This window comes from Propionicimonas sp. (assembly GCF_047606205.1).
In the GTDB taxonomy this organism is placed as follows: Bacteria; Actinomycetota; Actinomycetes; order Propionibacteriales; family Propionibacteriaceae; genus Propionicimonas.
This window is the reverse complement of record NZ_JASGES010000045.1, coordinates 1-26449: the sequence shown is the minus strand read 5'-3', so window position 1 is coordinate 26449 and position 26449 is coordinate 1. Positions and strand designations below refer to the sequence as shown.

Annotated in this window: 22 protein-coding genes; 6 read left to right on the top strand and 16 right to left on the bottom strand. The window is 70.9% G+C overall.

The features are described 5' to 3' along the window. The 6 genes from QM633_RS03280 to QM633_RS03255 form a co-directional block, all read right to left on the bottom strand. The coding region (locus tag QM633_RS03280) for a DEAD/DEAH box helicase (protein ID WP_415152298.1) at positions 1-308 on the bottom strand (308 nt) is incomplete at its 3' end. A 246-nt stretch (positions 309-554) separates the two neighbouring features. Then, a complete protein-coding gene (locus QM633_RS03275) occupies positions 555-1154 on the bottom strand; it encodes a TetR/AcrR family transcriptional regulator (RefSeq protein ID WP_415152297.1) in 600 nt (199 codons plus the stop codon). Further along, a complete protein-coding gene (locus QM633_RS03270; RefSeq protein WP_415152296.1) occupies positions 1154-3688 on the bottom strand; it encodes an MDR family MFS transporter in 2535 nt (844 codons plus the stop codon). The genes QM633_RS03275 and QM633_RS03270 overlap by 1 nt, the downstream gene beginning before the upstream one ends. A 102-nt stretch (positions 3689-3790) precedes the next feature. Next, the gene (gene recQ / locus QM633_RS03265; protein ID WP_415152295.1) at positions 3791-5635 is read right to left on the bottom strand and encodes a DNA helicase RecQ; all 1845 of its coding nucleotides are present in this window, start codon (positions 5633-5635) and stop codon (positions 3791-3793) included. A 51-nt stretch (positions 5636-5686) separates the two neighbouring features. Further along, positions 5687-7000, bottom strand: coding sequence for an IPT/TIG domain-containing protein (locus tag QM633_RS03260; protein WP_415152294.1), 1314 nt, complete (start codon positions 6998-7000; stop codon positions 5687-5689). 125 nt (positions 7001-7125) lie between these two features. Beyond that, complete coding sequence (locus QM633_RS03255) at positions 7126-8010, bottom strand: VOC family protein (protein ID WP_415152293.1); 885 nt, start codon at positions 8008-8010, stop codon at positions 7126-7128. A gap of 199 nt (positions 8011-8209) precedes the next feature. On the opposite strand from QM633_RS03255, the gene QM633_RS03250 reads away from it, so the two are divergent. Further along, positions 8210-8713: a DUF664 domain-containing protein gene (locus tag QM633_RS03250; RefSeq protein WP_415152292.1), complete on the top strand. Its 504-nt coding sequence runs from the start codon at positions 8210-8212 to the stop codon at positions 8711-8713. Between the two features lie 207 nt (positions 8714-8920). Beyond that, positions 8921-9772 carry a serine protein kinase RIO gene (locus QM633_RS03245; protein ID WP_415152291.1) on the top strand — a complete coding sequence of 284 codons (852 nt, stop codon included), beginning with the start codon at positions 8921-8923 and terminating at the stop codon, positions 9770-9772. A 94-nt stretch (positions 9773-9866) separates the two neighbouring features. On the opposite strand, the gene QM633_RS03240 is transcribed toward QM633_RS03245, so the two are convergent. The 5 genes from QM633_RS03240 to QM633_RS03220 form a co-directional block, all read right to left on the bottom strand. Next, positions 9867-11336, bottom strand: a complete 1470-nt coding sequence (locus QM633_RS03240) for an alpha/beta hydrolase (RefSeq protein WP_415152290.1) — start codon at positions 11334-11336, stop codon at positions 9867-9869. Beyond that, a complete protein-coding gene (locus QM633_RS03235) occupies positions 11333-11854 on the bottom strand; it encodes a hypothetical protein (RefSeq protein ID WP_415152289.1) in 522 nt (173 codons plus the stop codon). The genes QM633_RS03240 and QM633_RS03235 overlap by 4 nt, the downstream gene beginning before the upstream one ends. A 43-nt stretch (positions 11855-11897) precedes the next feature. After that, positions 11898-12449 carry a hypothetical protein gene (locus QM633_RS03230; protein ID WP_415152288.1) on the bottom strand — a complete coding sequence of 184 codons (552 nt, stop codon included), beginning with the start codon at positions 12447-12449 and terminating at the stop codon, positions 11898-11900. Further along, positions 12439-12963, bottom strand: coding sequence for an RNA polymerase sigma factor (locus QM633_RS03225; protein ID WP_415152287.1), 525 nt, complete (start codon positions 12961-12963; stop codon positions 12439-12441). The genes QM633_RS03230 and QM633_RS03225 overlap by 11 nt, the downstream gene beginning before the upstream one ends. Before the next feature lie 103 nt (positions 12964-13066). Then, the gene (locus QM633_RS03220) at positions 13067-13942 is read right to left on the bottom strand and encodes a S1C family serine protease (RefSeq protein WP_415152286.1); all 876 of its coding nucleotides are present in this window, start codon (positions 13940-13942) and stop codon (positions 13067-13069) included. A 51-nt stretch (positions 13943-13993) separates the two neighbouring features. Here QM633_RS03220 and QM633_RS03215 point away from each other — a divergent pair, with 51 nt between their 5' ends. The 3 genes from QM633_RS03215 (at position 13994) to QM633_RS03205 (ending at position 19602) form a co-directional block, all read left to right on the top strand. Beyond that, positions 13994-14440, top strand: a complete 447-nt coding sequence (locus tag QM633_RS03215; RefSeq protein WP_415152285.1) for a winged helix-turn-helix transcriptional regulator — start codon at positions 13994-13996, stop codon at positions 14438-14440. An 825-nt stretch (positions 14441-15265) separates the two neighbouring features. Then, positions 15266-18016, top strand: a complete 2751-nt coding sequence (locus tag QM633_RS03210; RefSeq protein WP_415152284.1) for a glycosyltransferase family 2 protein — start codon at positions 15266-15268, stop codon at positions 18014-18016. Beyond that, entirely contained in the window at positions 18016-19602 is a 1587-nt protein-coding gene (locus tag QM633_RS03205) for an ArnT family glycosyltransferase (protein ID WP_415152283.1), read from the top strand. The genes QM633_RS03210 and QM633_RS03205 overlap by 1 nt, the downstream gene beginning before the upstream one ends. Before the next feature lie 19 nt (positions 19603-19621). Here the strand turns inward: QM633_RS03205 and QM633_RS03200 are convergent, their stop codons facing one another. The 3 genes from QM633_RS03200 to QM633_RS03190 all read right to left on the bottom strand — a co-directional run bounded on the left by QM633_RS03200 (position 19622) and on the right by QM633_RS03190 (position 23674). Then, on the bottom strand, positions 19622-20989 hold the full coding sequence (locus QM633_RS03200) for an L-serine ammonia-lyase (protein ID WP_415152282.1): 1368 nt from the start codon (positions 20987-20989) through the stop codon (positions 19622-19624). After that, on the bottom strand, positions 20980-22350 hold the full coding sequence (locus tag QM633_RS03195; RefSeq protein WP_415152281.1) for a DUF3100 domain-containing protein: 1371 nt from the start codon (positions 22348-22350) through the stop codon (positions 20980-20982). Before QM633_RS03195 ends, QM633_RS03200 begins: the two co-directional genes overlap by 10 nt. Positions 22351-22447: 97 nt before the next feature. Beyond that, complete coding sequence (locus QM633_RS03190; protein WP_415152280.1) at positions 22448-23674, bottom strand: amidohydrolase; 1227 nt, start codon at positions 23672-23674, stop codon at positions 22448-22450. A gap of 143 nt (positions 23675-23817) precedes the next feature. Here QM633_RS03190 and QM633_RS03185 point away from each other — a divergent pair, with 143 nt between their 5' ends. Beyond that, positions 23818-24813: an Lrp/AsnC family transcriptional regulator gene (locus QM633_RS03185; RefSeq protein ID WP_415152279.1), complete on the top strand. Its 996-nt coding sequence runs from the start codon at positions 23818-23820 to the stop codon at positions 24811-24813. A gap of 77 nt (positions 24814-24890) precedes the next feature. On the opposite strand, the gene QM633_RS03180 is transcribed toward QM633_RS03185, so the two are convergent. Both QM633_RS03180 and QM633_RS03175 read right to left on the bottom strand, forming a co-directional pair. Then, positions 24891-25532, bottom strand: a complete 642-nt coding sequence (locus QM633_RS03180; protein WP_415152278.1) for a response regulator transcription factor — start codon at positions 25530-25532, stop codon at positions 24891-24893. Beyond that, the coding region (locus QM633_RS03175) for a sensor histidine kinase (RefSeq protein WP_415152277.1) at positions 25520-26449 on the bottom strand (930 nt) is incomplete at its 5' end. The genes QM633_RS03175 and QM633_RS03180, both read right to left, overlap by 13 nt.

Below are 26449 nucleotides of genomic sequence, written 5' to 3'. Positions count from 1 at the left end.
TTGGCGAGCTCGCGGGTCGGGGCGAGCACGAGGCCGCGCGGCGCGCCGGGACGGCTGGCCCGCGCGATCCGGGGGCCGGCCGGCGCGAGTCCGGCCAGCCGTGCGACCAGCGGGAGCGAGAAGGCGAGCGTCTTTCCGGAGCCGGTGCGGCCGCGGCCGAGCACGTCACGGCCGGCGAGCGTGTCCGGAAGGGTCGCGGACTGGATCGGGAACGGAGTACTGATCCCCCGCTGGAACAGCGGGTCGATCAGCGCGGTGGGGACGCCCAGCGACGCGAAGGACGTCGGGACAGGCTTCGAAGAGGGCAAGGAACTGCTTTCGTCAGGAGATGGTCACCACGGTCCCAGTCCGCTCGCGGCTTCGACGGTGGACCGTCGGCGCGGTGCAGAAGGTGGTGCGATGCAGGACGCGACGCTCGCGCCCTCCCCGCCATTCTCTCATGCCGCTGCGGATCCACCGAATCGGGGCGGCTCCCGGCCCGCCGTCCGGGCGGGAACCCCACCCGCCGGCCTCGGCCGAGACCGGGTCGGCCCCAGCCGAGACCCGGGTTGGCTTCAGTCGAGGTCGGGTTCGGCCTCGGCGAGGAGGACCCGCATGGTGCGCAGCTCCGTCTTCAGCCGGTCGACGATCTCTTCGTCGCGGTCGCTGTCGGGGCGTCCCATCGACGCCGTGACCGACGAGATCATGATCCCGAAGGCGATCCGGGCGACGTGGGAGTCGCCCGCACGCTGCTGGATCAGCCCGAACAGCGGCTTGAGCCGTCCGATCGCCTGGGTCCAGAAGTCCATCGAGAGGTCAGGGTTGTCGTGAAAGAGCGCCTTGATCCGCGGGAAGTCCGTGGGCAGGGTCACGTTCCTGGCGACCAGCTCGCACATGTCGCCGACCAGACTCCCCTGCCCGGCCAGGAAGCGGGCCTGCTCCTCCTCGCCGATGTCGGTGACGACGAAGTCGAAGGCCGCGGCGATCTTGCTCGGGTAGTAGTTGAAGAAGGTGCGCGGCGACACGCCGACTTCCGCGCAGATCTCCTCCACCGTCACCGCGTGCTGGCCACGCTCCCCGACCAGGCGGAGGGCGGTCTCGTGGATCGCCGCCCGCGTGGCCGACTTCTTGCGCTCCCGCAGACCGCACGGACGCTCGGCGACCGTCTCGCTCATCACGCCAGGCCTTCCAGCGCTGCGCTCTCCATCTCGGACTTCTCCTGGAGCGCGGAGCGCGTGCGCAGCGGCGGCACCTTGAAGAAGAGGGTGATCACGAACGCGAGGGTCATCACGCCGAGCCCCACCCAGTAGATCGCGACCACCGAGTCGTTGAAGCCGACCATGAACGGCTTGGTGAGCCGCGGATCCGCGCCGGTCAGGAACGAGGTGTCGCTCGTGCTGGAATCGGTCTGGACGTTGGTGTCACCCGTGTCCCCGGTCTTGATCTGGTCGATCATGGTCGGCACGAGCTTGTCGACCATCGCCCACCGCTGCACCGGATCGGACCAGTCGACGGCGAGCTTGCCGTCCTTGACGCTGAGGTTCTGCTCGAACGCGACCTGCCGGAGGCCCTCCTTATACGCCTTGGGCAGCGCCTTCTTCACCGCCTTGTCGATGATTGTCTGGATCTTCGACAGCTTCTTCGAACCGTCGGCAGCGGCGGCGGCGCCGTCGGGGATCGCGCTGCCCTTGGTCGCCGCGGTGGTGGCGCCGTCGGCGAGCTGGTGCGCACCGGAGGCCACCTGGGCCAGCCCGGTCGCGAGGCCGGCCTGGCCCTGCGCGCCGTTGAGATAGCCGCTGGTGGTGTAGACGCTGGTGCCCAGGTCCTTCATGGCCGCGCTCACCGCGGAGGAGTCGTCGGCGAGCTGGTTGCAGGCGGAGCTGGTGCTGTCGTCGGCGCACGCCTTCTGGTCGGACCCCATCGCCGCGAGTGCCGCGCTGAGGGCGTTGAAGTCGGACGTGGCGTTCTTCGCGTTCTTCGCCGCGACCTTCTCTGCCGAGCTCAGCTTGCTGAGCCCGTTGGCCAGCTGCTGCGCGCCCGAACCGATCTTCCCCACGCCGTCCACGAACTGGCCGGTGCCGGTCGCCAGCTTGTCGAGGCCGTCGCCGAGCTTGCCGTTGGCCTCACCCATCTTCTTGGCGACGGCGGCAGTCACCTTGGCCTTGACGGCCGACTTGATCGCCTTCTTCGCCGTGGTGGTGGCGTCGGAGAGGTTGTCGTCGACCGTGTCCTTGATCTTGTCGGTGATCGGGGTCCACATCTTGTCCATGATCGCCGCGTTGGCCGGGTCGTTCGCGACCGCGGGGTTCAGGGCGGCGTCGAGCGCGTCCCAGGTGGTGTTCTTGTCGGTCAGGGAGCTGGTGATGTTGGTCGGCAGGATGCTGAACAGCAGCGACAGCATGATCGCGGTGCCGAGCGTGCCGCCGATCTGCCGGAAGAACGTGGCCGAGCTGGTCGCCACACCGATCTCGTGGGCGGCGACGGACGCCTGGACCGCCATCACCAGCGTCTGCATCAGCTGGCCGAGGCCCAGGCCGATCACGAACATCGCGATGCCGAGGTACCAGTACGGCTTGTCCAGGGTCATGAACGCGAGGATCAGGAAGCCGACGGCGGTGGTGGCGGTGCCGGTCTTCGGGAAGATCGAGTACCTGCCGGTGCGGGCGACGATCTGACCGGTGCCGATCGAGGCCAGCATGATCCCGGCCATCATCGGAAGCGTGGCGAAGCCGGACGCGGTCGGGCTCATGCCGAGCACGATCTGCAGGTACAGCGGCAGGGTCAGCATCGCGCCGAACATGCCGAAGCCGACCAGGATGCTCAGGACGGTCGCGAACGAGAAGGGGGTGTTGGAGAACAGGCTGAGCGGGATGATCGCGCTGGCGCCCATCGCCCGCTCGACCAGGATGAACCCCGCCAGCGCCGCCGCACCGATCGCGTAGCAGGCGATCGACGCCGGCGAGCCCCAGCTCCATTCGCGGCCCTGCTCGGCCACCAGCAGCAGCGGGGCGAGCGTGGCCACCACGAGACCGGCGCCCCACCAGTCGATCCGCGGCTTGGCGTGCGGGGTGTGCGGGAGGTGCAGGAACGCGATCACCATCAGCAGCGCGATGACGCCGACGGGAACGTTGACCAGGAACACCCAGCGCCAGCCGGCGATCCACAGGATGGTGTCGGTGCCGGCGAACAGCCCGCCGACGAGCGGCCCGATCACGGAGGCGATGCCGAAGGTGGCGAGGAAGAAGCCCTGGTACCGGGCGCGCTCGCGCGGAGCGAGCATGTCGCCCATGATCGCCAGCGGCAGCGACATCAGACCACCGGCGCCCAGGCCCTGGAAGGCGCGGAACGCGGCCAGCATCAGCATGGACGTGGAGAAGCTCGACAGGAACGAGCCCGCGATGAACAGGCTGATGCTCAGGATGAACAGTGGCCGCCGGCCGAACAGGTCGGACAGCTTGCCGTACAGGGGCGTGGTGACCGTCGCGGCGATCAGGTAGCCCGTGGTCACCCAGGCCTGCTGGTCGAGGCCGTGGAGATCGTCGCCGATGGTCCGGATCGCCGTGCCGACGATCGTCTGGTCCAGGGCGCTCAGGAACATGCCGGCCATCAGGCCGTACATGACGAACATGATCTGCCGGTGACTCATGACCGGCTTGGCGTCAGTGATGGTCTCTATCGGAGCCGTGCGCTCGATGGTGGCGGAAGCCACATCTCCTCCTACATGCGAAACGCTGCCGTGTGCGGCAGCGCAGAAGTACAGTAGCGCAACCTTGCACCTATGCAAGTTTGCAGTCGCGGAACGTAGGCAGGACTACTCACGTCGCGGGGCGGACGCGACCAGGTCCAGCACGTCCGCGCCGTACTGCTCCAGCTTCTTGGCGCCGACGCCGCTGATCTCCGACAACGCGTCCAGCGAACCCGGCCGCGTCTGGGCGATGCCCACCAGCGTCGCGTCGGGAAAGACCACGTAGGCGGGCAGGCCCGCTGCCCTGGCGACCTCCGCGCGCCAGGCCCGAAGGGCCTCGAACAGCGTCCGGTCGTCGTCGGCCAGCGTCGCCGCAGCGGCGGACCGGGAGCGCGCCGCCTCCCCGGACGCGGAGCGGCGCCGACGCGAACCCGCCACCGCCACCTGCCGGCGCAGCCATACCTCGTGCTCGCCGCGCAGCACGGTCCACGAGGACTCGGTCGGGCCGAGCGTCCCGAACCGGTCGGAGACCGCCAGCAGCCCGCTGGCGAGCAGTTGGCGCACCACCCCGCGCCACTGCACGTCGGTGAGGTCGGCGCCGATCCCGAACGTGCTGAGCTCGTCGTGACGCCACTGTGCGACCCGGTCCGTGCGGCGTCCGTGCAGGATGTCGATCAGCTGCCCGGCACCGAACTGCTGGTTGCGTTCCCGTTTGAGCCGGACGATGGTCGAGAGCAGCTTCTGCGCGGCGACGGTCCCGTCCCACGACTCCGGCGGCGCCAGGCAGGTGTCGCAGTTGCCGCACGGCTGGCTCGCCTCGCCGAAGTGGTCGAGGATCACCTGACGGCGGCAACGCAGCGTCTCGCACAGGGCGAGCATCGAGTCCAGGTGCCTGCCCAGCAGGCGTTTGTGGGCGTCGTCGCCGTCGGAGGAGTCGATCAACTGGCGCTGCTGGACGACGTCGGCCAGCCCGTAGGCCATCCAGGCGGTCGCCGGCAGCCCGTCGCGTCCGGCCCGCCCGGTCTCCTGGTAGTACCCCTCGATGCTCCGGGGCAGGTCGAGGTGGGCGACGAATCGGACGTCGGGTTTGTCGATGCCCATGCCGAAGGCGATCGTGGCGACCATCACGACACCGTCCTCGCGCAGGAACCGGTTCTGGTTGGCCGCGCGGACGGCGCCGGGCAGCCCGGCGTGGTACGGCAGCGCGGGGATACCCTCGCGGGCGAGGGCGTCCGCGGTCTTCTCCACGGAGTTGCGGGACAGGCAGTAGACGATGCCGGCGTCGCCAGGGTGCTCGTCGCGGATCAGGTCCAGCAGTTGCCTCATCGGCTGTTGCTTGGCCTCGATCCGGTAGCGGATGTTCGGTCGGTCGAAGCTGGAGACGAACACCTCCGCCTGCTGCAGGGCGAGCCGCTCGGTGATCTCGCGGCGCGTGGCGGGGGTGGCGGTGGCGGTGAGCGCGATCCGGGGGACGCCGGGCCAGCGGTCGTGCAGCACCGACAGCCGCAGGTAGTCGGGACGGAAGTCGTGCCCCCACTGGGACACGCAGTGGGCCTCGTCGATGGCGAACACCGAGACCTGCAGCCGGTCGATGAACGCCTGCGTCCACTCCATGCCGAGCCGCTCGGGAGCGAGGTAGAGCAGGTCGAGCTCGCCGGCCAGCGCCGCCCGCTCGGTGGCCGCCCGCTCGGCGGCGGAGATGCTGGAGTTCACGAACCCCGCCCGGACGCCGAGGGCCTCCAGCGCGGTGACCTGGTCGTGCATCAGTGCGATCAGGGGCGAGATCACGATGCCGAGGCCGGGCCGCAGCATCGCCGGTAGCTGGTAGCACAGCGACTTGCCACCTCCGGTCGGCATCAGCACGAGCGCGTCGCCGCCACCGGTGACATGGCTGATGATCCGCTCCTGCTGCCCGCGGAAGCTGTCGTAGCCGAACGTGGTCCGGAGCAGGTCGAGGGCGGGAGACAGCACGGTGGTCATGCTAGGTCACGGGACCGACGCTCCCGCCTGCGCCGGGTGGGGCTACCGCGGGGTCGCGAAGTCCTGCGTCCAGTAGCTTCCGTAGGAACCCCCGGCGGCGTAGCCGACGCCGATCGAGGTGTAGGAGGAGGACATGAGGTTCGCGCAGTGGCCGGGGCTGCCCAGCCACCCCTGCACCACCTTCGCCGCGGTCTGGTAGCCCGCCGCGATGTTCTCCCCTGCGGAGCCGAAGGTGTAGCCCGCCAGGGCCATCCGCTCGAACGGGTCCTGGCCCTCGGGCGTGCTGTGGCTGACGTAGTTCCTTGCGGCCATGTCCCGACTCTGCGCGAGGGCGAGGTCGCCCAGGGTGGCGTCCCAGACCAGGGGCGACACGGCCGGGTAGACCTTGGCGCCCCCGCACTGGCGGGCGATGGCCCTGGCCTCGTTGGTGAGCCGGAGCACCTCCGCCTCCTCCGCGCCGGGCTGATGGGCGACGACGGCGAAGGTGAACCGCGGGGAGCCGGTGGTCGCGCTGGTCCCGTTCGCGGTGGTCACCCGCACCGCGACCGCACCGGCGACGTGGACGGGCGTGCGCACCAGAAGGCTCGTGGCCGTGATGGCCAGGACGGTGGCGGGGACGCCACCGAATGTGACCTTCTTGACGCCGGTGAAGCCACTGCCCCCGATCGTCACCTCGTCGTTCCCGGCCAGGTCGCCGCCGGCCACCGACAGGGAGTCGACGACCGCCCCGTAGGTGAACGCGGTGGCGTCGCTGGGGACGCTGCGTCCGTAGCGGGTCACGACGGTGACGTCCACGGCCCGTGAGGACTGGGCGGGAGTGACGACGGTGAGTGTGGTGGCGCTCTTCACCGAGACCTTCGTGCCCTTCTTCGTGCCGAAGAGCACCTTCGACACGGCAGAGAAGTCCGTCCCGGTCACCGTCACCTTGGTGCCGCCCTTCGTGGTCCCCTGGACCTGCGAGAGGGCGGTGACAGTCGGCGGTGCGACGTGGCGGAACGTCGTCCTGGCCGTGGTCGGGCTCTGACCGTTGGCTCCGACGACCACGACCGGGACGCTGCCTGCCGCAGCGGCAGGAACCCGAACGGTCAGCCGCCTGGACGACAGCACCTTCAGCCGCGTACCGGCCACACCGCCGAAGGTGACGGCGGTCAGCGTGGTGAAGCCCGAGCCGGTGAGGGTCACGGTCGTGCCTCCGACGAGCGGTCCGGTGGCCGGGGAGACCCTGGTGACCTTCGGTGGCGCACCGGAGGCCGCGACGGCCGTGGTCGACGCACCGGCCGTGACGCTCGTCAGCGGCAGCGCCACGGCGAGCACGAGCGCCAGGGTGCGGAGGAAACGGCGGATCCGGCGCCTCATCGAACTCTCCCGGGGGGTGGTGCCCGCTGGCCGATCCAGAACCCGGGACGGCAGGATCCTACCGGCCGGCGTCGGGCCGCGGCAGGGCCGTCCTCAGGATTCCCGCCGGCCGGGACACCGCCGGCTCACCCGAAGTCGGAGATCTCGATCTTCTTCATGCCCATCAGCTTCTCGTAGGCGCCGGGAGTGCTCATCAGGTCGGCCATGTCGGTGGGGACGAGCTGCCAGCTGAGCCCGAACTTGTCGGTGCACCAGCCACACTGCTCGGCCTCGGGGACGGCGCTCAGTTCGTTCCAGAGCCGGTCGAGCTCGACCTGGTCGTCGCAGGAGACCATCAGCGACACCCCGGGGGTGAAGCCGAAGGTGTGGCCGGCGGAGTCCATCGCGGCGAACCACTGGCCGGCGAGTTCGAAGTCGGCGAACATCACCTCGCCCGCGACATCCCCGGCGGTCTCGGGGTAGGTCGCGACCGTGCCGACGCTGCCCTCGAAGAGCCAGGTGTAGAAGCCGATCGCCTCCTTGGCCCTGCCCTGCACGGTGGTGGTGAACAGCAGGCACGGGACGAGGAACGGACGCGGGCCACCCGCCGGAGTGGTCAGCATCAGCTGCCAGTTCACGCCGTACCGGTCCTCGATCCAGCCGTAGTGCGGGCTGAAGTCGTAGGCCTGGAGCGGCATCAGGGCGTTGCCGCCGTCGGACAGCTTGGCCCAGAGGTCGTCGAGGTGCTGCGTCGCGTCCGGGTCGTGCGCGGGGTCGAAGTTCACGAAGAACGACACCGAGGGGTTCGGGCGGAATTCCGCGCCGGCGTTGATGCCGAGCAACCGGTAGCCGCCGATCTCCAGTTCGACGGTGAGCACCTCCCCTGCCATGTCGGCCTGGAAGTCCGGCAGGCCTTCGCTGGGGTACCGCACGGACTCGATGACCCTCGCGTCCGGGAACGCCGAGGTGTAGAACTCGGCGGCCTCCGCCGCGTTGTGGTCGAACCAGATGTTGGGAACGATCCGCTGCATTGCTCGTCCTCTCCTCGCCGGTGGGGCCGACTCCCACCTCGTCGCAGCCTAGGAGTGGCCACCGACAGTGGGAAGACGCGCGGACCGCGCACGGCGGCCCGCAGCATCCAGCCATACCCCGGACGGGCCGGGTGCACGCGTCTCCGCCACCGCGCGCGGCCTCCTTCACGGTCCGTGGACGGTCGGCGAGGATGTCCCCATGACCTGGACAGCCCCGAACGTGGTCCGAGACGAGTTCCCCCTCGACCTTCCCGAGCGCGAGGCGCTGGCCGCCTTCGTCACCTGGCACCGCCAGACCCTGCTGTGGAAGATCTCGGGGCTGACCGGAGCACAGCTCGCCTCCCGCCCGCTCCCGAGCACGGCGCTCAGCCTGCTCGGAATCGTCCGGCACATGGCGGAGGTCGAGCACCACTGGTGGCGTATCCGGGTGGCCGGGGAGCAGGTGCCGAGCCTCCATGCCAGGGACGAGGAGTGGACGGGAGTGGACGCCGGGCGGGCGGAGGCCGACTACCGTCAGCTGGTCGCAGGCTGGGCGGCGGTGGACGCGGTCGCGGGGAGCTTCGCCCTCGACCACCGGTTCGACCGTCGCGGCGAGAGCTGGTCGGTCCGCACGCTCTACCTCCACCTGATCGAGGAGTGGGCCCGCCACAACGGCCACGCCGACCTGATCCGGGAGGCGATCGACGGCGCGACCGGGGAGTAGCAGCCCGGGCCGTGGTCCGCCGGCGGACCATTGACCAGGGCGGGGACGCTGGTACGGTTCTTGCAGCGCACGCCGCGCCGAAGCCTCGGGAAGGGAGGTCGTGAGATGTCACCCACTGTTGTCGGGCTGTCCACTACCGCCCGTCCACTCGAGGCTCCCGCGGCCTGACTTCACCGGCGGGTGCCTCCTCGTCCAGGAGAAACACCCTTGTCACACCCTTCTTCGTCGTTCGACTGGGACGACCTCACCTTTCACGAGCACTCCGAACGGCTCGACGACAACCAGCGCTGGTCCACCTGGGACAGCATCGAGCGACTGTGCCGCGGCCCCGAGCCGTGGCCGGACTGGCTGGTCACGCGGGCGGCGATCGACTCCGACCTCGGCGTGCTCAAGACCGGCAAGGAGGCGGACGTCTCGCTGCTGGAGCGCACCTCGCTCGACGACCCGGGCGAGTCGTGCCTGCTCGCTGCCAAGCGGTACCGGGCCACGTCGCACCGGTTGTTCCGCCGCGACGACGGCTACACCGAGGGCCGCCGGATCCGGAACTCTCGCGACACCAGGGCGATGGCCCGCGGCTCCGGACACGGCCGTGCGGTCGAGGCCGGGCTGTGGGCCACCGCCGAGTGGGAGGCGCTCAAACGCCTGTTCCTCGCCGGCGTCCCCGTCCCCTACCCCGTCCAGGTGGACGGCAGCGAGATCCTGATGGAGTACATCGCGGACGGGGAGGCGGCCGCGCCGCGGCTGCACCAGACCCGCCCTTCGCCCGCGGAACTGGACGCGTTGTTCGAGCAACTGCGGGGAGCCCTGTGCACGATGGCCGGCCTCGGCCTCGTCCACGGCGACCTGAGCCCCTACAACACGCTGGCCACCGGCGTCGGCAGCGGCTTCCCCCGGCTGGTGGTCATCGACGTGCCCCAGCTGACCGACCTCTACGCCAACCCCAACGCCGAGTCCTTCCTGCACCGCGACTGCGCGAACATGGCGGCCTGGTTCACGGCCCGTGGTCACACGATCGACGCCGAGGACCTGTTCGCGGAGGTGATCAGCCAGGCCTGGTGAGACCGGACCGGACGCTCGGCCGGCCGAGCGTCCTCCCCGCCCACGCCACCGGCGTTCCCGGGGCTCGTCGAGCCCGACCGGCCGTGGAGCGTGATCAGCAGGAGCGGGTGGGCGCCGCCGGCGGCGCGGCACGCCATTCGTCGCGGAGGGCGATCGCACACTCCGAGGACCCGAGCACGTTGTGGGTGTGACCGGGGATGGCGATGCTCCACGCGCGGTCCCCCAGCCGCGCGGCCAGATCGGCCGACCATTCGGGCCTGGAGAACGAGTCCAGACCACCGGAGAGCAGCAGGGCAGGAGTGTCGCCGGCGGCGACCGTCGTCGGGGCGGCGGGCGGCACGTCCCAGGCCGCGCACGCCTCCTCGTACGGCGACTCGGCGAAGGCCCGCCGATAGGCTGGACGACCGGCGACGGCCTGGTCCAGGCGAGTGCGGTCGGCGGGGAGCTGCTCGCAGAAATCGGTGAGGAACAACCCGAGGGCGAAGCGGGAACGGTCCCGGCACAGGGCGATGTAGCCGGAACAGAATGGCGGGTCGGCAGTCGCCAGCCGGGCGAGGGCGGGATGCAGTGTGCCGCGGGCGGCGGCGGCGATCATGGCCGGGACCGCCGCGACGTGTTCGGGGCCGTCGCCGCCGAGGGCTCCGCGGACCAGACGGACCAGCCTGGCATCGTCGACGGTGACCCGGACGCCGCCGCTCACCCCCGTCAGCGCCCTGCGTCCGGCCACGCCGAGAGCCTTTCGCCAGGTCGCGAGCAGGCCGGGATGGTCGCCGGCGAGTTCGGTCAGGGCAGAGTCCAGGCCCAGCGCGCCCGCGGTCAGCGGATCGAGTCCCGCGGGCGCGGGAGAGTCGAGAATGAGCTTCTCGACCCGTCCCGGGTAGCGGGCCAGGTAGTTGAGGGCGGTGCGCGACTCCACCCCGTAGCTGCCGCCGCCGTTCCAGCTGTCCTCGCCGAGGGCGACGCGGAGATCCTCGATGTCCTCGACATTGGCCGCCGCGCCGAAGTCGGCCGGCTCGGCGCCGTCGGCCCGCAGCCGGGCGGCGCAGCCGGCGACCGCGGACACGAAGGCCGCTCGTGTGGCCTGGTCCTGGTCGCTCACCCCTGCCGTCGTGATCTGGTCCACCTCCGGACAGGTCAGTGGCGGGCCGGCGTGTTCGACCGTGCCCCGCGGGGAGAGGTTCACCGAGACCTTGCCCGCCCGGGTCGCCCCCGCAGCGATATCGCCGCCGAGCGCCCCTGGAACACCCGGGTCCTTGCCGAAGCTGGTCCCCAGTCCCGGCTCGGGTTCGGCTCCCACCGGCCAGACCTTGAGCACCAGAAGGCTCAGGGTCGGGCCCTCGGGCCGCTCGCGGTCCTGCAGCACGGTGAGCTCGCCGCACTCGTGCCGGGAGACGAACTGTGCTTCGACGTCCGAGGGGCACTCGCCCCACACCAGGCTGGGCGCGACCACACGGTCCGCCCGGCCCGGGGAGCCGGGGTCGAGCTCCGCCCCGGAACCTGGTGTGCACCCGGCGGCTGCCAGGCCCGCCAGGCAGGCTGCGGCGGCCACGATCAGGCGGTTCACGAGTCGGTCCGCCGGTAGGCCCCTTCGGTCATCATCCGGGCGACCGCCAGCTCGCCGGCAGACACCGACGGAACGCCCAGCATCCGCAGGGTCAGCGTGTCCCTCGACACCGTCCAGGCGAACCTGGCGGTCGAACCGTCGCTCGAGGTGGTGAGCAGCAGGTGGCCCTCCTCGTCGTACCGGTAGGTGCCGGCGTCACCCGGCTGCATGGAGCCGCCCCCATAGTTCGCGAACTGGGTCCAGGCGCTCTCGCCGAACTTCAGGATCGTGGTCAGGGTTCCGTCCGGCGCGAACTCCATGTCTTCGGGGGCGTAGGGAACGTTGGACCGCTTCGCGTCGGCGGCGGTGATCGTGCGCTGCCAGGAGGCGCCGGCCGGGATCCGTTCGGACGCAGCGGTCGGCCCGGCGCTCGACACCGATGACACGACGGGAGCGGGGCTCGTGGGAACCGTGGCGGGCGCGGCACACGCGGTGCAGGTCACGAGCGCGACCAGCAGGATTCGGGTCAGCGGGATCATGTCGCCTCCTTCGATCTCTCGCCTGAGGACAGGCCCGACCGGGTCACCGGGTTGACCTCCAGATGGCGCCGACCAGGAACTGGCTGCGCTCCACACAGGAGTCCCCCGCGTCGACGAAGCGAACGCCATCCGCCGTGCGCTGCCAGGTGTAGCGCCCGACGCCCCGTCCGGAGCAGACGTCCTCCTGGAACAGGGTGGTGGTCAGGCTGTCGCCGGTGGTGGCGAAGAGGACCGCGCTCAGCACTCCCCGGTACCCGGCCGGCGGCGTGACCTCCAGGAGGCCGTCGGGCCGGAAGACGAGCTCCCAGTTGCCGGCCAGCCCGGTCGGCACGGCGACGTCACCGTCGAAGCGCCCGACCAGGCCGGGAGTCGCCCGCGCGGACGCGGCCGGGACGCCGGTCAGTGGCGAGGGCGTCCGGATCAGCACCGCCGCGATGCCGGCCACGACCAGCACCAGGGCCACTGCGGACGCGGCGACGACCCGGCCGGCGCGGCGCTGGCGGCCTCTGACGGCTTCGAGCGACGCCTCGACGGCCGGCGTCCACCCGTCGACGGCCGCGTGCAGGCCGGTGCGCAGCCGATCCTCAACCGACATCGTCGCCCACTTCCTCCCTGAGCAGCACGGCGAGCCGCCCCCTCGCGCGGAACAGGTGCTGCTTGACCGTGGACTCCGACACTTCCAGCGTGCGCGCGATCTCCTGGACCGGCTGGTCGGCCCAGTAGTGGAGCATGATCGCCGCCCGCTGCATGGGGCTCAGCGCCGCGATGGCGGCCACCACCTCGGTGCGGTCCCCACCGTCGGGGGCCGCCGGAGGCCCACCGGCGAGCAACTCGAGTCCCGGCCGGCGGTACTCACGCCTGGCCCGTCGCACCGCCATCCTGATCGCCACCCTGCGCACCCAGGCGTCGGGCTGCTCATAGCCGCTGACCGTGTTCCAGTGCCTGAGCATCTGGACGAAGGCGTCCTGGGCGATGTCCTCGGCGACCCCCCGGTCATGGACCACCAGGAACACGGCACGGGCCACCCTCGGGTAGGCGGTCCGGTACCACCAGTCGAACTCGGCCTCTGCTTCGCGCCGCACATCCACCTCCCCGGTGAACGGCCTCACCCACCTACAGTGCCGATGGAAACGTCCGGTTGACACCCACGCGGCGAGTTTTCGGTAGTCCTGCCCAGCGAGGCGGCCGCTGTGCCCGCCGTGACGGGCGCACTCAGAAGGTCACGGTGATCGTCAGTTCGGCTGCACCCCGAACCACGGCCAGCACGAGCTGGTCGCCCTCACCGAGAGCAGCGAGGACGCCGTACAGGTCCTCAGGCACGCGGAGTTGCTGCTCGCCGGCGCGCACGAGGAGGTCGCCGGACCTGATCGAGGCCCTCGCCGCGGGGCTGCCCTCGGCGACGTCACGTACCAGCAGGCCGTCCTGCTCGCTGAGCCCGACCGCCGCACGGAGTCGTGCCGCCACATGCGTGGGGGCCAGGGCGACGCCGAGCCGGACGGGCTCGTAGGTGCGGCCGGCCGCCATGGCCGCCACGGACTGGCGCAGCGCGGCGTCGACCGTCCGGGCCAGGTAGAACCCGTAGTCCAGGCGGTGGGTGTTGATCGCCACGACCCGGCCGGCGCGGTCGAGCACGGGAGCCCCGGAGGATCCGGGCGCGCACGGAGCGGTGTGCTCGATCGCGCCCCTGACCGGGCGGCCCCGCGGGCCGGTGAAGCCCACCTCGGTGGCCGTCACCTGCCCCCAGGTGACGCGGGGACGGTGCCGTCCGGCGGTGACCGCGAGAACGACATCGCCGAGCCCGGGCGGCTCGTCGGCCCACGGCAGCGCCGGGATGCCGGCCGTGTCGACCTCGAGCACGACGAGGTCTCCGTCGACGTCCTCGCCGGCTGCCGAGGCCTGCACGGTGCGACCGTCGGCGAAGCGCACCTGGGTGGTGCGGTCGCGGAGGTTGTGGGCATTGGTGAGGACCCGGTTCGGCGCGACGATCACGCCGGTGCCACGTCCTCGGCTCCCGATCGTGACCACTCCCGCACGGGCAGCATCACCCGGGACCCGAACCAGGTCCGCCAACTCATCGAACAGTGACATCACGTGCCTCCCTACTTACTATTGATTCGATAGTGACAGTAAACTCCGTTCGTGACCAGTGGCAACACCTCGCCTTCTGCCCGCGGCGCGGGGCTCGATGCGGCGGCACGTCTGGTGGGCGACCGCTGGAGCCTGCGCCTGATCGGGGCGCTGCTCGACGGCGAGCGCACCTTCGGCGAACTCGCCGGCGACGTGGCAGGCATCGCGCCCACGATCCTCGCCGCGCGGCTGCGTTCGCTGCAGGGCGCCGGCCTGCTCACCGCGTCCCCCTACGAGCTCCGGCCGGTGCGGATGCGCTACGCGCTCACCGCGCCCGGACGACGCCTCGCCGCCGCCATCGCAACGCTGGCGGAGTGGGGGGCCGCCCGCGAAGGCACCGCGCAGACGGTGGTGCACTCCCGCTGCGGGACCCCGGTCGTGACCCGCCCGTGGTGCCCGACCTGCGAGGAGCCGGTCGAGGAGACCGGCCGCGGAAGCGACGAGTTGCTGTGGTGCTGACCTGACCCGTCCGGAGCGCCGGAACTCCGGTCTCTTCTGTACCCACACCGCGCCCGGACCCCGGACCCCGTCCCCGCTGCCGGCGGACGTCTCCACGTGCCCGCGGCGTGGACGGGCCCCTCACCGCATCGCCCCGTCGCGGAGGCACCCCGCACGGGTCCCGTCCTCCCGGACCGGCCGCTGGCTCGCCGTCCTCGTGCTGCGCACGAGATGTGCCTGCCCGCAGATATGCATTTCCATCACCATTCGGTCGCGCCCGGACCGGACCCGGAGGATTTCACCAGCGGCCCGGTCGGAAGTGAACAGGGGATTTCCCACACCATCCTCGACGTGTGAGACAGCAGGCAGGCGCCGGGGCGATGTGCCACCCTGTTCGACAACGGGGTGTTTCGCCACCGCTTAGGGGAGCGGCGGCGAGCGTGAGTGCCACAACCACTCGCCCTTTGTCGAACTCGGGGGGGAATATCTCATGACTGTGCACTGGTAGCTCCTCAATCAGGGAGCGGTCCAAGGGGCACCGCCGTGCGCGTGCCCGAGGAAGAACGGCCCGGTCGAGGAACATCGGTTGCTGCGGCGTTCCTTCGAGCCAATGCGGCGCCGGCGTCCGCGGTCGAACTCCTGCGCGTGGCCGCGAGGCGAAATGGCGCGCCGATCTTGGTTGACTTTCCTGCTCCCATTCCGATGGCGCACGGCGAATGACCTTGACCAGAGCCGCTTCGTTGCCCGGAGGGGAAGACACAGCATGACGACATCTGTTCGGCGAGAACCAATTGACCCGCTGGCGGCGCCCGCCGCACCGCAGTGCCCCCGCCGGGGCGGTGAGGCATGAGTACTCCCGCCCGGGTGGAGACGGATCCAGATCCGGGCCGCGGACGCTCCGCGCGGCGAACCGGCTCGTCGCTCTCGCGCTCCGCGCGCGGCCACCTCGTGTCATCCGTCCTGAGCCTGGGTATCGGGGCGTGGATCGTCATCTCCCCGCCCGGGGGATGGGTCACCCTGGCAGCGCTGGTGATCGGGCTGGCCGTGCTGTGGCGGACCGGCACTCCACGGCATCAGGCCATCTTCATGGCTTGTGCACTCGCCGCCGGCATCGCCTCGGTGGACTATCTCGCCTGGCGCGTGCAGGTGCTGAACACCGGCGCGCTCTGGCTCGCACTCCCCCTCCTGCTGGCCGAGGCCTTCGGGATCGTGCACTCGATCGGCATCCTCTACACCCTCTGGCCCCGCCCTGAACCGCAGCTCAACACCAGCGAGGATCCCGCTGCGAGACCGATCCACATCTTCATCCCCACGGTCAACGAAGGAACCGCGATTCTTCGCAGGACCATCGCGGCTGCCCAGGTGGCTGTCGACAGGTTCGTGGCCAGGTACCCACAGGCGCGGGTATCGATCGTCGTGTGCAACGACGGCCGGGTCGCGGGGTACCCCCAATGGGAGGACGTCGAGAACCTCGCCCGACACGTCGGGGTGCAGTGCATCACTCGAACCGTGGGGGGCGGCGCCAAGGCCGGCAACATCGAGCACGCCCGGCAACTCGTCGGCGCCACGGGTGAGGCGCTGATGGTGATCTTCGACGCCGATCAGATCGCTGCTCCCGAGTTCCTCCTGGCCACGGTGCCCGTGCTGGGCGATCCGACCGTCGGGTGGGTACAGACCGGCCAGTACTACTCCAATGTCGAGAACACCGTGGCCCGCTGGGCCGAGGACCAGCAGGCCATCTTCTACCGTCTCCTCTGCCCGGGGAAGTCTCGCCTCAACTCGGCTTTCATCTGCGGCACCAACGTCGTCCTGCGTGCGCGTGCCCTTGATGAGATCGGCGGGCTGCCGACCGATTCGGTCACCGAGGACTTCGCCGCTTCCCTGAGACTCCACGCAGGATGGAGGTCCGTCTTCGTCTCGGGCCGGCTGGCAACCGGTCTCGGCCCGATGGACCTGCGCTCCTATTTCACCCAGCAACGCCGTTGGGCGATCGGCACGTTGTCGGCGCTACGGACGAACGGCCGCGAGATCTTCCTCTCCGGTGGTGGGCTCGACCGGGACCAACGCCTGCAATACGCCCTCGCCTCGACCCACTACCTCAGTGGCATCAAGGACCTGATCTTCATCCTCAGCCCGGTCGTCTTTCTGCTCACCGGCATTCCGGCCGTTCGCGGATTGACGCTCTCGGACTTCCTGTGGCACTTCATTCCCTTTCTCGTCTTCAGCCAGGTCGCGTTCTGGTGGTACGCCGCGCGGGTCACGAGCATTCGCGGCGTACTGATCGGTATCCTGAGCGCTCCCACCCTTTTCGGCGCTCTGGTGACGGCAGTGTCGGGTCGCAGGGTCGGCTTCGCCGTCACGGCGAAGGCGAAGAGCACCCGCCGCGAGTGGCGCTACCTCCTCCCGCACTTCAGTCTCCTGCTCCTGTCGGTCTACGCAGTGGTCGTCAGCCTTCCCGTGCTCAGCCCGGCGACAGCCCTGAGCGTTCTGTGGGCGTGCTACGGCGTGGCCTGCCTCGGCGCCTCGGTGTGGCTCGGCTTCCGGAACTCTCCACGGGCGTCGCGCGTACAGGCCCGTGCCGAGGGTCGCGCGCTCCCCCGCCGCACCGCGATCGGGTGGCGCCGGACCGGACTGGCAGCGGGAGGGGTGCTGCTCTCGGCGCTCGTGGTCGGGTGCGTGGCGGTCTACAGCCTGCCCAGGACGACCCCGGTCGGGTTCTCAGCGAGCCCTGATCAGGGCATCAGCTACGGGGTGGCGGCACCCGGAGGTGCTGGACCGGACTCTGTCCCTGCCCTGGATCTCAGCCGCGCCGGCATCGTCGGGCGCCACCAGCTCATCAGCGACAGCTTCGACCCGGTCTGGGCCCAGAGCCTGCACGCGCAGGGCACGAGTCCATGGATCACGCTCCACTTCGGTTCCTCACGCAGCGATCTCGGCGCCGGCCTGCTCGCCATCCGGAACGGGACCCACGACGCCGAACTCAGGCGATGGGCCGCCGACCTCCGGGACTTCAGATGGCCGGTCTACCTCACCGTCCTCCCATTCGTGGATGCCAGTTGGGCGGAGACCTCGGCGAGAGCCAACGGCGGAACTCCGCAGGACGTGGCGCCGGCGTGGGACCACATTCGTGCCGTCTTCACCTCCGCAGGCGCCAGCAACGTGGGTTTCGTCTGGGCGCCCGCATTCCCTGACACCGACCTCACCTACGCTCCGGCCGAGTCCGACATCGATGTGGTCCAGCTGACCGTCCTCCACTACGCAGGGGGCACGTCGTCCGCCGACTCCGCGACCGAAGCACGAGCGACGACGGCCGCGATCGGCGCATCGCTGCGGATCCTCGGGCAGCACCATCCCGGGAAGCCGACCCTGGTCGAGGTCGGGACCTCCCTGCCCAGCGGGCAGAAGGCGGTCTGGCTCGACAACGCTCTTCGGGCGATCAGCGACTCCCGCGGGGTCGTCTCGGTCGTGTACCACGAGGCCCCGCCGGACGGCGACGAGTCCTGGCGCAGCTGGTCAATCGGCTCGGACACAACGGCGACCCAGCACTGGCAGGCCCTCCTCGACGGGTCCGGAACACTCACACCGACGAGGCGGTGATGATCACCGTGCCTTTCGCCGAGTTCTCCGGCCGGGAGGAGCAGGTGTCTGAGTCGAAGGTCCGAGACGAGTTGCGAGAGCGCGTCTCGTCCGATGTCAGACCGCTGCTTGCCACCACGAGGAACGCCACGGCCACCCTGCTCGCCCTGCTCCTGGCCTTGCAGACAGCCGCCATGCTGACTCTCCAGAACGGGGTCTTCCAGGACGAGGCCTTCTACATGTACGAGGGGCGCTGGACGTTGGCAAAGCTCCTCACCGGAGCGACGATGCCCGAGGCGTTCGGAATGTACACCTCGGGATCTCCCTACGGGTATCCGATCCTGGCCAACCTGCTGGACCAGGTCGGTGGCCTGCAACTCGCTCGCGCATTCAGCATGATCTGCGCACTGGGAGTGACCGTTGGCGTCTTTCAGGCCGCGCGAGGGTTGTGGGGAGACCGGGTTGGCCTGCTCTCCGCGGCCGTCGTCTCGACCAGTGCATCACTCCTGTTCGTGGGCCGCCTGGCGACCCACGACGCGCTCGCCACCCTCCTCCTGGCAGGTGCCCTTGCCATCGCGATGCGGATCGGCGGGCGCCCGGCGCTACGCGGCCTTGCCGTGGGCGTGCTCCTGGGAGCAGCCGTCCTCACCAAGTACGCGGCAGCGATGTTCGGACTGCTTCTGCTGGTGGCCTTCCTGGTCCGGGCATTCGGTCGCGGCGGACGCGCGCACGGACTGCGTGCGGTCGGCGGGCTGGCCGCGAGTGCTTCCGTGATCTCCGCAACGGCCTACCTGCTCACCAGGATCGATGACACGCTGGTCCAGGGAGTCCTCGCCACCACGGCTGACCGACAGGTGCACGGGGAGGGCGACCCGGTCTGGATTCTCCTGCACGCACTCTCGCTCACCGCCGTGCCGCTGGTTCTTGTCGCGATCGGCACGATCGTGATCCTCAGGACACGGCTTCCCTGGCATGAGAAGACCGTGTCCCTCGTCCTGGCCGGCGCGATCCTTGTGGCGCCCGCCTACCACACCCTCAAGGTCGAGCCGACCTCGCTGGAGAAGCATCTTGCCTACGGCCTGCTCCTGGCTGCGCCCGTGGCCGGGTTCGCCATCGCGCGGCTCGCACCCATGACCCGCTCGACCCGCTGGCGGTCGCTGGTGGTCAGCTTCGCGGTGCTGGCGCTACCCGCCGCCGTGAACGTCGACCTCGCGCGGGGGCTCTACTCGGCCTGGCCGGATCCCGCGGGGGAGCTTCTCGTGCTGCGACAGGTCGTCCGGCCGGATACCTCACGGGTGCTCTCCGAGGAGGTCGAGGTTGCCAAGTACGGACTGACGCCCAACCCTGCGTCCCCCCAGCAACTCACCGGGACGGACTACTTCGAGTACACCGACCACTCCGGGCAGACCTTGTCCGGGTTGCCCGCATACCGCGCGGCGATCGCCGACGGCTACTTCGACGTCGTGGCGTTTCGCAACGGGCCCGGCAAGGCCGTGGCATCGGGGGTGGCCGATCTGCTCCCCGTCAGGTACACGCTCGTCGCGGACCTGCCGTTCTCGATCTCCAGCGGCGAAGGCTCCTACCGGGTCTGGCGGCTCAAGACCTGAACCGCCGCGCGGCTCGGAGTCAACACTCCACGACGTTCACGGCGAGGCCGGCCGCGCTGGTCTCCTTGTACCGGCTGGACATGTCCGCACCGGTCTGCCGCATCGTCTCGATCGCCGCGTCGAGGCCGACCACGTGGCTGCCGTCGCCGAGCGTCGCGAGCCGCGAGGCGGTGAGGGCGGTGGACGCGGCCACGGCATTGCGCTCGATGCACGGAACCTGCACCAGCCCGCCGACGGGATCGCAGGTGAGCCCGAGGTGGTGCTCGATCGCGATCTCGGCGGCGTTCTCCACCTGTTCAGGGGTTCCTCCCCGCACCGCGGTCAGTCCGGCGGCAGCCATCGCGCACGCCGAACCCACTTCGGCCTGGCAGCCCGCCTCCGCCCCCGAGATCGACGCGTTCGACTTGATGATCGAACCGATCGCCGTGGCGGTGAGCAGGAAGCTGCGGACGCCGTCAGCGCCGAGTCGGTAGCGGTGCCGGGCGAAGGTGAGGACGGCGGGCAGCACGCCGGCCGCGCCGTTGGTGGGAGCGGTCACGACCCGTCCCCCGGCCGCGTTCTCCTCGTTCACCGCCAGGGCGTACACGCTGAGTGCCTCGGCGGAGTCCGCGGGATCGCCGCGCTCGGCGAGTTCGCGCCAGGCGGACGCCGCCCGGCGGCGCACGCCCAGCCGGCCGGGCAGCATCCCGTCGGTCCGCAGACCGTTGCGCACGCAGGCGTCCATGGCGTCCGCGATCGCTCCGAGTCCCCGGACGGCCCGCGCCTCACCGTGGAACGCCACCTCGTCGGTCCAGGCGAGGTCGGCGATCGGTCGCCCGGCGCACTGTCCGAGCAGCTCGGCCATCGTCCGGTAGGTGGATTCCGGCAGCGCGTCGCCGCGCCGGGCGGACGGATCGCCGAGCCGCTCGATGAAACCTCCACCCACCGAGAGATAGATCTCCTCCCGCACCAGGCGCTCCCCCGCGTACGCGTCGAAGACGAGCGTGTTCGGGTGGGAGTACTCCCGGTTGCGCGGCTCGAAGCTGATATCTCCGGCCGTCACGAGGCTTCCGCCGACCGGCAGCACGGCACCGTCGACCAGGCCGTCCCAGCGACCATGGACCAGTCCCGGATCGACGGTCTCCGGCGCGTAGCCGCTCCAGCCGGCGAGCACCGCGTCCGGCGTCCCGTGCCCCACCCCGGTGGCGCCGAGCGAGCCCAGCAGGCGGCAGCGCAGACGCGTGGTCTGCTCCCAGAGTCCGGAGTCGACCAGGCCGCCGCGGAACTCCCGCGCGGCTCGCATCGGCCCGACCGTGTGCGAACTGGACGGGCCGATGCCGATCGAGAACAGCTCGAGCGCAGAGACGTAGACCCCGCCGCCCGGGCCGGCGGCCGGGCTCAGTGCCACAGACCCAGCGCGAACTCGGCCACGATCGTGGAGAGCACGAAGGTCGCGGCGATCGCCACGGCTCCGACCGGAACGATCTTCCAGCCGATGCTCCTCAGCGCGGGCAGGTCCTTGCCGATGCTCAGCCCCGCGATGGTCAGCGTCACGGTGATCGCGGTGAGGAAGTCCACGCTCTTGGCGATCGTGACCAGCCAGGTGGCGATCGGGGAGATCGGCGAGGTGAGCACGGTGCCGAGGGTCATCACGGTGACGATCGCCGGCAGCTTTCCCTTGGTGAGGTCGGCGAGCCACAGCCCGAACGCCGCCATCGCGCAGAGGACGACATAGGTGAGCACCGAGTCGATCGAGAACGAGCCGGTGACGATGGTGGCGACGATCACGCCGGCCACGGAGAGCGCCGCCATCGAGATCCACCGGGACAGCTGCACCGGCTGGGCGAGAGCGGCCTCGCCGGCCTGGGCAGGGACGGGCCGTTCGTCCCCCGGCGCTGCGGCGGACCTGCGGGTGAGCACCTTGTAGAACCGGTCGGCCAACGGGAGGGCGATCCACACACCCACATAGAGGCCCAGGAAACCGGTGATCAGGTTGGAGGTGGCAGCCAGGGCGAGCACCTGGTCCTTCATGTCGGCGTGGCCGGCCACGACCGCGGCAGCGGCGGCGGCCATCATCGATCCGGAGCCGACCCCCGAACCCATCGCCAGCGCGCGGGGGTCGAAGACGCCCAGGCTGGTGGTCAGGGAGGCGATCACGCTGACGATGATCGCCCCGAACACCGAGCCGAACACGTACATGCTGAGCACCCCGCGGTACTGCGGAGAGTCCGATCCGTACCGCTCGCTCACCATCGCGAAGGATCCTTCGCGATCGATCGAGAAGGTGGCCCCGATCGTGGCCGGACCCATCCGGAGCAGGACCGCCAGCGGGAGCGCGAGCAGGAGCGTGCCGAACAGGTGACCGAGCTCCTGCAGCAGCAGGGCGGGACCGGCGCTGATCACCAGGCCGATGTTGGGGCCGATGGTGAACGACAGCCGGGCGCAGAGCAGCAGCACGGCGACACCCATGATCGCGGTGGCGATCTCCTGGCTGACCAGGGACAGCCTTCGCCACGGCTGGCCGGACACGAAGCCGGCGATCAACAGGCCCCAGATCATCGGCAGCAGGGTGATCGACAGCCCGCCTCCGAGCGGGATGACCTTCGCCCCGATCGCCTGCGCGACGGCGGAGATCACCAGCAGCAGGCCGACGACCAGCCACAGCCGGCGGTCCTGCACGGTGATGAGGAGCTTCTCGGTGATCGCCCGGACCGTGCCGGAGGAGTCGGTCGGGGCCATCGGATTCTCCGAGTGAATGGGACTGGTCATTGCGGTGTCCTTCGCGAGTGGGAGGGATCGGGTCAGGCTTCCGGAGGGGGTGGGTCAGGCTTCCGGAGGGGTGGGTCAAGCCTCCGGAGAGGTCGGGTCAGGCCTCGAGGCTGATCCGCGTGGCACCGGCCGGACGCCGGGCGCGCTCGGTCAGCAGGCGGTCGCGCAGGACCGGGTCCAGCGCCGCGTCGAGTGCGGTCCAGGCGAGGGCGATGGCGCCGTCGAGGACAGCGTCGTCGGCGGCGGGTGTGATGGCCGCCGCGGTGAACTCTTCGCTGTGGGCGGCTGCCGTCTCGCCGAGGAAGGCGATGAGGGGGTGGATACCGGGCAGCACCTGGGTGACGTTGCCCATGTCGGTGGACCCGCCGCCCAGGACGTTCGCCGACAGCGTGCGGCCGCGGGCGCCGAGGTTGGCGTCCCAGCAGCGGGCCAGGTCGGGGTCCGGCTTCACCGGGGCGTAGGGGTACTCGGTCGGACGCCAGTCCCACGTGCATCCGGTGGCGATGGCCGCACCTTCGAAGCAGGCCAGCGCTCGCCGCTTCAGGCTTCGCCACTCGTCGATGTCCAGGGCCCGCACCTCCATCTGGATCACGGCACGGTCCGGGATGATGTTGGTGGCCTGGCCGCCCTCGGAGACGAAGCCGTTGAGATTGGCCGTCTTGACGATGTGCTGCCGCAGCATGGCGACCGCGGTCATCGCGAGGGTCGCGGCGGCTCCGGCATTCACCGCCTGCCAGGGCATGCCGGCGGCGTGCGCGGCCCGGCCGTGGAAGGTCACCTCGAAGCGGTCGACGGCGGTGCCGGGGAAGCCTGTCGCCGAGCTGTCCTCACCGGTCATGCCGTGCACCATCATCGAGTAGTCGACGTCCTCGAAGGCGCCGGCGCGCAGCAGGGCGACCTTGCCACCCCCGTGCTCCTCCGCCGGGGTGCCGAGAAGCTTCACGCGCAGGCCCGCGGACGCCGCGAGCGGTGCCAGCGCCATGGCGGCACCGACACCTGCGGCGGCGATGACGTTGTGGCCGCAGCCGTGGCCGATGCCGGGCAGCGCGTCGTACTCCGCGCAGATCGCCACGGTGAGGTCGCCGTCACCGGCCACGGCCTCAACCGCTGTCGGCAGGTCGTAGGCCCCCGTGGTCACCTCGAAACCGGCGGACCCGAGCAGGTCCGCGACCCGGGCGGCGGCACGGTGCTCCTCCCAGGACAACTCGGGGTCGTCGTGGATGGCGTGGCTCAGCCCGATCAGGGCCTCCCGGTTCTCCTCCACCTCGGCCTGCGCAGCGGCCTTCGCCGCCGCGATCCCGCTGAGTTCGCTCGTCGCGACCACGGATCGTCCTCCTCTGGGTCCGGTACTCCTGCGGAACGAGGCTGAGGCCGCCATGTCAAGGCCGTGTAACAGTGCGGGACTTCTGCGGGATCGATCGATGTCGTGCGCGATAACGTGGGGAACAGCACGACGGAGGGCGCCGAATGACCCAGCCCGGACAGCTCGACGAGACCGACTCCCGGCTTCTCCACGCCCTCCAGATCGAGCCCCGGGCGAGCTGGCAGGAGTTGGCGCCGGTCGTCGGGGCGGACGCGGCGACGCTGGCGCGGCGCTGGAGCAGGCTCCGGGGCGAGGGCATCGCGTGGTCGACCGGCTACCGACCGCCGGGGCAGATGGCCCTCCTCGAGCTGGAGTGCGAGCACGGACGACTGCAGGCGGTCGCCGAGGGCCTGCGGGCGGATCGGGAGGCGATCGTGGTCGACTACAGCTCCGGCTCCCGCGACCTGCTCGTGCTCGCCCAGGCGGACGACCTCGCGTCGATGTCGCAGTACTCGGTGGACCGGCTCGGCGATGTCCCGGGCATTCGTGCGGTCCGGACGCACCTGATCAACGAGCTCCTGATCGAGGCGGTCAGCTGGCGCCTGCGATCGCTGACGCCGGCCGAGGTGCACCGCATTCCGCCGCCGCGACCGCCCCGTCCCCGCGCCGCGAAGACCGTGCCGCAGGACCTGGAGGCCGCACTCGACGAAGAGTTGGCCTCCGACGGACGCGCCGGGGTCGGCGCCATCGCCGCGCGGACCGGCTTCGCCCCGCAGCGGGTCAGCGACGCGATCGCCACCCTGAGGGCTCAGGGCCGGTTGCGCTTCCGCACCGACATCGCCCGCACGTATTCGGAGTGGCCGGTCTACGCGTGGTACTTCATCGAGGCCCCGGGCAAGGTCGTCGAGATGCTCCGCAAGCAGGTCACGACGATCCCCGAGGTGCGGCTCGCCGCCACCACCGCCAGCAGGTACAACGTGATCCTCGCGGTCTGGCTGCGCCGGCTCAGCGACGTCAACCGGCTGGAGATCGCGCTCGCCGAGATGTTCGCCGGGGCCCGGATCGCCGACCGCTCGGTGGTGATGCGCATCGACAAGCACCTGGGTCGCGTGATCGGCCCGGACGGACGGGCGGTCGGCCTCGCCGAGGACCGGGCCTGAAACTGCCTCGCAGCACCGAACCAGCAGACGGTCGGCCCGGGTCGCCCGCGCGGGTCCGGACGGGAATCGTGCCCGGCTCAGCCGCGGCGGGCCTCCAGGTAGGCCAGGATCGCCCGCACCCGACGGTTCCCGTCCGGGGAATCGGGCAGCCCGAGCTTGGCGAAGATGTTGCCGGTGTGGGTCTCGACGGTGCGTTCGGACAGCCACAGCCGGCGTGCGATCCCGGCATTGGACCAGCCCTCGGCCATCAGCGCCAGAACGTCCAGCTCCCGCGGGGTGAGCGTGTCGAGGACGGAGGACGCACGCACCCCGCGGAGCAGCCGCGCCACCACCTCCGGGTCCAGCGCGGTGCCTCCGGCGGCGACCCGGTCGAGCGCGGCCAGGAAGTCGTCCACATCCAGGACCCGATCCTTCAGCAGGTAGCCGATCGCCCCGGCCGACACCAGCTCGAGGGTGCGGCGGGTCTCGATGTGCTGGGAGAGCAGCATCACCGGGACGGGATGCTGCCAGGCCCGGATCTCCAGCGCAGCGAGGATCCCCTCCTCGTCGGAGGGCATCCGGATGTCCAGCACGACCACATCCGGGGCGTGTGCGCGCACCTGCGCGACCACCGCGGCGGCGGTGGCCGCCCGCCCCACCACCTCGTGCCCGGCCGACTCCAGCAACGCGGCCAGCCCCTCCCGGAACAGCGCCGAGTCCTCCCCGATCACGACCCGCACGGGATCCTCGCCTCCACCGTGGTGCCGCGCGAAGCGATCGACGTCACCCGCATCCGGCCACCCAGAGCGTCCACCCGATCCGCGATGCCGGTCAGTCCACCGGCCGGCTTCGGCGCTGCCCCGCCGATGCCGTCGTCGTCGACCCGCACGCGCAGCATCCCCTCGCGGTGGTGCACCCTCACCTGGATGCGGGTGGCCCCGGCGTGCCTCAGCGCATTGGTGACCGCTTCGCTCACCACGAAGTAGGCGGTGGTGGCGACCAGGTCGGGCAACTCGGCCGCCTCCACGTCGAGGTGGATCGCCGCCGGCGCGAGCCGGGTGAGATCGGCGAGCGCAGCGGCCAGGCCGTCGTCCAGCGCGCTCGGCCGCACCCCGTGGGCGAGCTGCCGGAGTTCGGCGACCGCGGTGCCCAACTCCGCGACGGCTTTGTCCAGGGTGGCAGCGGTCTCGGCGTCCGGAGCCGAGGTGCGCTGCAGGACGCGCAGCCGCATGCCGAGCGCGACCAGGCGCTGCTGGGCGCCGTCGTGCAGGTCGCGCTCCAGCCGCCGGCGCTCCTCGTCCCCGGCCCTCAGGATGCGTTCGCGCGAGGCCTCCACCTCGGCGGTGGCGCGGCGCAACTCTGCCCGCATCCGCGCCGCGTCCACCAGCCCGGCCGCGGCCCGGGCGATCGCGGCGGACGGGCGCTTCACCCGCACCGCCGACGGGACGATCGCGCCGATCTCCTCGCCGCGGACGCGCACCGGCACGGAGGTCTCCGCCTCGACAACCCCGCGCCCGTCGAGGTCGAGCAGGGCGCCGCCGTCGAGCGCGCGGTAGGCGACGACGAGGCCCGGATCGCGCAGCGCCGTTCGCAGGGCGTCCTGCACCTGCTCGGGGTCGGCCGAGCCGGCGTCCACCTGGCCGGCCAGCTGGCCGAG